The organism is Bartonella sp. P12B (genome assembly GCF_055796185.1).
In genome coordinates, this window is the sequence record NZ_JBTTDI010000013.1 from 24045 (window position 1) to 30044 (window position 6000).

Annotated in this window: 12 protein-coding genes; 8 read left to right on the forward strand and 4 right to left on the reverse strand. The window is 35.9% G+C overall.

The window, feature by feature from the left end; all coding sequences use genetic code 11:
• Positions 1-39: 39 nt before the first annotated feature.
• Together AC0QT1_RS07245 and AC0QT1_RS07250 are read right to left on the reverse strand one after the other, a co-directional pair.
• The gene (locus AC0QT1_RS07245) at positions 40-414 is read right to left on the reverse strand and encodes a hypothetical protein (RefSeq protein ID WP_473201976.1); all 375 of its coding nucleotides are present in this window, start codon (positions 412-414) and stop codon (positions 40-42) included.
• Positions 415-569: 155 nt separating this feature from the next.
• Positions 570-1187, reverse strand: coding sequence for a LexA family transcriptional regulator (locus tag AC0QT1_RS07250; RefSeq protein ID WP_473201977.1), 618 nt, complete (start codon positions 1185-1187; stop codon positions 570-572).
• Positions 1188-1296: 109 nt separating this feature from the next.
• On the opposite strand from AC0QT1_RS07250, the gene AC0QT1_RS07255 reads away from it, so the two are divergent.
• The 7 genes from AC0QT1_RS07255 to AC0QT1_RS07285 all read left to right on the forward strand — a co-directional run bounded on the left by AC0QT1_RS07255 (position 1297) and on the right by AC0QT1_RS07285 (position 5051).
• Positions 1297-1548, forward strand: a complete 252-nt coding sequence (locus tag AC0QT1_RS07255; RefSeq protein ID WP_473201978.1) for a helix-turn-helix transcriptional regulator — start codon at positions 1297-1299, stop codon at positions 1546-1548.
• Between the two features lie 72 nt (positions 1549-1620).
• Entirely contained in the window at positions 1621-2097 is a 477-nt protein-coding gene (locus tag AC0QT1_RS07260; protein WP_473201979.1) for a crossover junction endodeoxyribonuclease RuvC, read from the forward strand.
• The gene (locus tag AC0QT1_RS07265) at positions 2090-2437 is read left to right on the forward strand and encodes a DUF1376 domain-containing protein (protein ID WP_473200402.1); all 348 of its coding nucleotides are present in this window, start codon (positions 2090-2092) and stop codon (positions 2435-2437) included. Before AC0QT1_RS07260 ends, AC0QT1_RS07265 begins: the two co-directional genes overlap by 8 nt.
• Positions 2427-3509, forward strand: a complete 1083-nt coding sequence (locus AC0QT1_RS07270) for a hypothetical protein (protein WP_473201980.1) — start codon at positions 2427-2429, stop codon at positions 3507-3509. Before AC0QT1_RS07265 ends, AC0QT1_RS07270 begins: the two co-directional genes overlap by 11 nt.
• Complete coding sequence (locus AC0QT1_RS07275; protein ID WP_473201981.1) at positions 3493-3903, forward strand: hypothetical protein; 411 nt, start codon at positions 3493-3495, stop codon at positions 3901-3903. The genes AC0QT1_RS07270 and AC0QT1_RS07275 overlap by 17 nt, the downstream gene beginning before the upstream one ends.
• A 108-nt stretch (positions 3904-4011) precedes the next feature.
• Positions 4012-4509, forward strand: coding sequence for a hypothetical protein (locus AC0QT1_RS07280; protein ID WP_473201982.1), 498 nt, complete (start codon positions 4012-4014; stop codon positions 4507-4509).
• A gap of 47 nt (positions 4510-4556) precedes the next feature.
• Entirely contained in the window at positions 4557-5051 is a 495-nt protein-coding gene (locus tag AC0QT1_RS07285) for a hypothetical protein (protein ID WP_473201346.1), read from the forward strand.
• Between the two features lie 31 nt (positions 5052-5082).
• On the opposite strand, the gene AC0QT1_RS07290 is transcribed toward AC0QT1_RS07285, so the two are convergent.
• Together AC0QT1_RS07290 and AC0QT1_RS07295 are read right to left on the reverse strand one after the other, a co-directional pair.
• Entirely contained in the window at positions 5083-5376 is a 294-nt protein-coding gene (locus AC0QT1_RS07290; RefSeq protein WP_473201348.1) for a HigA family addiction module antitoxin, read from the reverse strand.
• Between the two features lie 17 nt (positions 5377-5393).
• Positions 5394-5675 carry a type II toxin-antitoxin system RelE/ParE family toxin gene (locus AC0QT1_RS07295; RefSeq protein ID WP_473201347.1) on the reverse strand — a complete coding sequence of 94 codons (282 nt, stop codon included), beginning with the start codon at positions 5673-5675 and terminating at the stop codon, positions 5394-5396.
• A 191-nt stretch (positions 5676-5866) separates the two neighbouring features.
• Here AC0QT1_RS07295 and AC0QT1_RS07300 point away from each other — a divergent pair.
• A partial coding sequence (locus AC0QT1_RS07300; protein ID WP_473201984.1) for a single-stranded DNA-binding protein occupies positions 5867-6000 on the forward strand: 134 nt, incomplete at its 3' end.

Genomic DNA, 6000 nt, shown 5'->3' on the forward strand with positions numbered 1-6000 from the left:
AGAAGGAAAAGGAGGCGTCTAGAAAAACGCCCTCAGAGTTTAAATCACGTCACAAAGACGCAAACGGTGCTGTTCTTCATAAGAACCATACATTGCATCGTCATATTCGCGCTGTTTGATTTCGTCTAAGAAAAAACCGTATGCCGTGCTATGTAGAATAAAATCATGAGGTATTATTCCGTAAAAACACTGTTCTTCACGTTCTCTAAGATAGGATTCTGCGATTTCTTCAGAAATATCTTCGCAACTGTTTTCAGAAGGATTTACACGGAAGATTTGTATAGTATCATCTGCCTCGTCAATCATTGCTAAAACTTGGCTTTCATCAAGTGGACCGGAATGCCCAATGTGTTGATCATCTCCGTAGGCAACTAATAAAATTTCATTGGAATTAATAAGAATTGGCTTATCCATAATTTCCCCTCCCTGACGCCTCTTGGCGATCTCTTGTGTTTGGTTTATATAATTACTTATATAACTATAATTATAAATTGGCAAGTAAAAAATTATAAAAAGTTATATTTTTTGTAAAAATTGTTATAATATTTTGCTGAACACGAGGGAAATAATTAACGATAAGTCCGAATCATCTTGCTGTAAGAGCTTATTGGCAAAATAGCAAATATTTCTCCAATCCATACAATTTTAACATTTTTAATGGGTAAAGCATTCCAAGAAAGCAAATCTATTTCACCATTCATGCCTCTGCTAATCTGCTTTATATATCTTTTATTATCATGTGTTAAAACAACGGCTTCTTTTCCAAAGAAGGATTCTATCGTTTTGATTTGGCGCCGTCTTACAATAACCATATCTCCATCTTTATAAGCTGGAAGCATAGAATCTCCTTTAACTTCAAAAGCAACCATATCATCAGGCAAAGCAAAAGGAATTTCTACTTGTTCAAGACCATCTTCTGGGATTTGTTCAAAGCTTGGATCTATCTGAGTTCCTGCTCCAATATACCCCATAAGAGGAACAAAAGTTGTTAAGTGGTTATCTCCTTTTAGTTCTTTATATAATTCTAAGATAGCATCTCGGTTAGAACCACGAGGATCAGAATCTTTTAACCACTTAGACACTGAAGCTTGTGTTACATTTAGCCGCTTGGCCACATCTTCTTGTGTTAAATTGAATTCGGTCAAAATCTTTTTTAATGTGCTTATGATATTAGACTTATTACTCATACTTCTGCTTACCTTATTTTTTTATCGTTGATAAAGATAAATTTCCTTGACTTTATATAACTATAATTATATGAATAAATTAATAAGAAGCCGTAATTGGAGCTTTTAAATGACTCAACGAGAAAATTTTAAGAATTTGACTAAGTCAATACGGATCAAATTTAACTGGACTCAAACAGAAATGGCAAAAATGCTTGGTGTAACTCAAGCTGCTGTCTGCAAGTGGGAAAAAAAAGGCTCTATATCCTTAATAAATTATTTAAAATTGCAACAATTGAAAGACAGCTCTGTCTCTCATTCTGCTTTTATTGCTGCTCCTTTATCTGACAGCAAACACCACCAGCCTAATTCACACTCTTAAAAGAGATTAAGTTAATTCCGCGTCATCGTGACGTACACATAATAAATACACAACAGTCTCTTAGGGGGGAATATGATCACTAACGCACCAACCATTCTTTGCCTTGATTTAGGCACCAAAACGGGATGGGCGATACGTGGTGCAGATGGTCACATCTTTAGTGGAACCGCGAATTTTGAACACCATCGTTTTGAAGGCGGGGGTATGCGTTATTTAAAATTGGCACAATGGCTTACAGAAATGAAAGCAACAGCCGGTGGTATTGACGCCGTGTATTTTGAAGCGGTGCAACGGCATATTGGTACATATGCAGGGCATGTTTACGGTGGTTTGTTAGGAGTCTTAACTGCTTGGTGTGAACATCACAAAATTCCTTATGAAGGCATCCCTGTTGGCACAATTAAGAAGACAACGACAGGAAAAGGAAATGCCTCAAAAGAAGAAATGATTAAGGCGATGTGTGCAAAGGGACACGAGCCTAAAGATGATAATGAAGCGGATGCTTTAGCAATTTTATATTTAATGAAAAAAGGGGATGCGCATGTCTAATGGTATGCCGTGGGTAAGATTTTATTTGTATGACTGGATCAGTGGTACAAATGGAATGACATCTGAACAACGAGGGGTTTATATAACCCTTCTCGTTTGCATGTATGAAAAAAAAGAACCACTTAAAACAGATTTTCAAACGCTTGCACGCGTTTGTCATTGTTCGCAGAAAAAATTTGTATCTATTGTCGAATATCTCGTGAGGAATAATAAACTTGTTGAGACAGATGATGGTTTGTGGAACACGCGTGTTGAAGAAGAGCTGAACAGCCTCAGTGAAGAGTTAGATAATTTTGCCTTTAATAATAATAAAGAAATGGAGGTGAAATATGTCAACTAAGTTGACTTGGACTAGGCTTTTTGCAGACAAGTGGCTTCTTGACCTTGCTTGTTTACCAGCGATTGAAGGCAATGTTTATATGCGGTTGCGATTGCAAATGTTGCGCACCAGAGAGCCTCTTTTGAATGATGCGCAAATATTATCTCATTTTACTTGCTGTTCAATAAAAAGATTTCAAAAGGCATTAGATTATTTATTTAGATCTGGACATATCATTTGTTTAGAAGATGGTCGTTTGTGGATTTCTGATGTTGAAGAAGAGCTGAACAATTCAGATGAAACTTTAAATAAGTTTGCAGAGCGAGCTGCGAAAGCTGCAAATACTAGGAAGAGTAAAAACAAAGATGATTCTTCAAGAGAGCCTCAAGATTCTTCAAGATGTCTTCAAGATTCTTCAAGAGGGTACAATAACAATAACAATAACATATATAATAAAAAAAATAACACTATCGTGTTATCAAAAAAAGAAAACGATATTGATTTAGAAAATATCGAAATTGTTAATGAGGCTCATACGTCATCAGAAGATCATGATTGCGAAAAGCTAGCAGATGCAATCGAAACGGTTGCAGAGGATCAACCTGCTATTCACGAGCAAGAAAGCGTTCCCAAAAAAGCAAAACGGGCAAGAACTGATCGCGGCTGTCGATTGCCTGCTGATTTCGAACCGGATTACGATTTCGCAATTGCAGAGGGCTTGCCTCCAGAGCGCGTGAAAATCGAAATCGCAAAGTTTCGAGATTATTGGAAAGCCAAGACAGGCAAGGATGCAACCAAGCATGATTGGCAAGCGACATGGCGCAATTGGATCAGAAACTCAAAAGATCATAAAATTAATCAAATAGGTGGTCAGTATGGAAAATTCACTCCGAAAACTTTCACAAAGCAGCTTGCAGAAGGCTTTAGCGAACTCAGAAATCATCTCTCATCTAGAGAAGATTATCGAGATGATCAATCCGAGGTATCCATTGATGCTGAAAGCTGGGAATACGTTGACGAAGCAGGAGGAGGAACAAACCTTAGATGCTTGCAATCGTCTAGAAACCTTGCTCTGTGTGAAAGCTTCCGTTGAACAGATTGAAAAAGCTTCTTTTCTGCTTTCAAGCATGCGGGTACCTGCGAATACAGATGCCAAAGCCGTCGTTTTATCCTATGGCATGTTGCTGGACCGCATTTCGTCATATGCCCTGAAAAAGGGTGTTGAAGATATCGTAATTGGTCAAGCAAATGGGGTATCAAAAACATTTATGCCCACTTGCGGAGAGCTCTTAGCTTATTGCCAAAGCATAGAAAACACCCTTCTTTCAAAAGCCGGCAGTGTGCGTAGAGCGATTGAAAATACACGTGAAAAAGCAGCAAAAGAAAAAACAGCGAAAGATCATTTTAGACCCATAACTCTTGTTCACAAGCAAGAGCTTGAGAAAGCTTTTAGTGGCATAGGAGATGTATTGAAAAAGGTTAAATAGATAGCACAATAGTGAAAAGTGCTGATCATTTTGTGATTAGACATGTGTTTAAATCAACAGAAAATAATTTAAAAAATTGAGATCATAATTTTTCTAGGGGAAATAAATATGTTTACAGATAAGCAGTTAAGAGCCTTGTTTGGCGTTATAATTTTTATATTTTTATGTTTTTCAGGAATTAAAAAAAATCTTGACTTTATCCAAGGTATTTTAATATTCGCGTCTGTTGCTTTGGTAATAGTAACAACCATTTTTGCAATTTTATGCAATTCTTATATTCCTTCTGAGTTGCAGAATAACCCAAAATATAAACACGGCGATACAACAGGTTGGCAGAGGTTAACGCGTGATTTACAACAATATATGCACAAACTCTTAAAGCTCATAACTTTAGCGCTTGTCATTTTAATTCTTCCAAATAGTTATAAAGAAAAGGTCTCTTTGCCTTTCATTTCTAAGTACATAGAACCGCATTTTTCTTTTTCAGTGGACACTTTACTTTGGTGCTATTTTTTAGTCTGCGTAATTTTCCTTATGTTGCGTACACGCAGTTTAATCAATATCTCTGTTTATACGCTCCAAGCTTCCACTAATAATACAAAGTAAAGTTTTTGACTTTGACAGAGTTTTCGTTATCTATACAGGAGCATTCAGTGAACAGATCAACACCTCAATTTGATAGAAATCCCAAGTTTCTCCTTGATATGCTTGATGTCCATCTGAAAAAAATTAATGGTTTTATAAAAACTGATTTTTATGACTTTAAGCATATCTACGACGGTCCTTTTTTAGTTTCTGAAACCAAGTCTTTTCCGCTTGAATCCATTATAATCGTAACTATCGAACAACCAACAGAAAATGAAATAGACCCAATGGATAAAAGCCCAGTTACGCATATTTTTGATTATTTAGAAAAAGTTCGTAAAGGTGAGGCTTTCACGGTGAATGGATGTCCAATACCACCATCTCAAAATGTTCCTGGATTTTGCTATATTGTCTGCAATTTAACTGAAAGTATAAGAAGATCTTGCAAATTTTTTGATTTAACTAAAACAAACGATGGTCTGCGATATTTTGGTTACCATAGGAACTACAAAACCTATATAGAAGTTTTGTCTTTTGAAAAGCTTAAAAAATATAAAAACTAAGTGCATTTTAGGACAGAGTAGATATTAATTTTTAAAGATGCCCTGCTTGCTCTAAAGGTGAAATATGTGGAATTGGATTGTTATGACGCGCTTGCCAGAGATCATGCTTTTGTTGCAATTTAAGCCAAAATTCCGCATCATTTAAACCCGCCTTTTCTAAGCGTAAAGCTAAGTTGATACTAATTGCCGCATGACAATTTAAGACGCGTGATAAAGTTAAACGCGCAATACCAAGACGATTTGCTGCTTCTGTTACTGTTAACCCTAATTCATCAAGCAATTCTTCTTTCAAAATGTTACCAGGGTGTGGAGGATTGTACATCATCATAATACCTCAAAAAATCAATGATAATCTTGATAGTCAACAAGTTCAACATCTGTCCCAATAAAACGAAAGGTAACCCGCCAATTGGCATTGACACGCATTGACCAATAACCTTTTAAATCCCCTGCAAGTTCATGGAGACGATACGATTTTAGGGTTACTTGTTCAGGAGCGGATATCGTATCTAAAATTACCAAAATATTTGCTAATTTTTTAGCATGAGCAGGTTGTATACCTTTGCAAGATCCTCTTTCGAAAAATAATTTCAACCCTTTATGCTTAAAACTAACAATTGCCATATATTTCCCTTTTGATACTTGATACTATACACCATACACCTATGTCAATCAATATTAAATTAAAGAGCGCTACAAAACATAATTTTATATGTTAAAAAATAATAATATCCTTTTGAATTAATTGAAAAAATATGTAGTTTATGTTAAAATTTTGCACATATAAAAGGTGCAAATTTAAGGTAAGAAAAAACATGCTGAACAAAGTGACGTTAATCGGTCATTTGGGTGCCAATCCCGAAAGCAAAACAATGAATAACGGTACTGAGGTGGTCAATTTTCGTATGGCTACTTCTGAAAGCTATACTGATAAGGCAACCAATCAAAA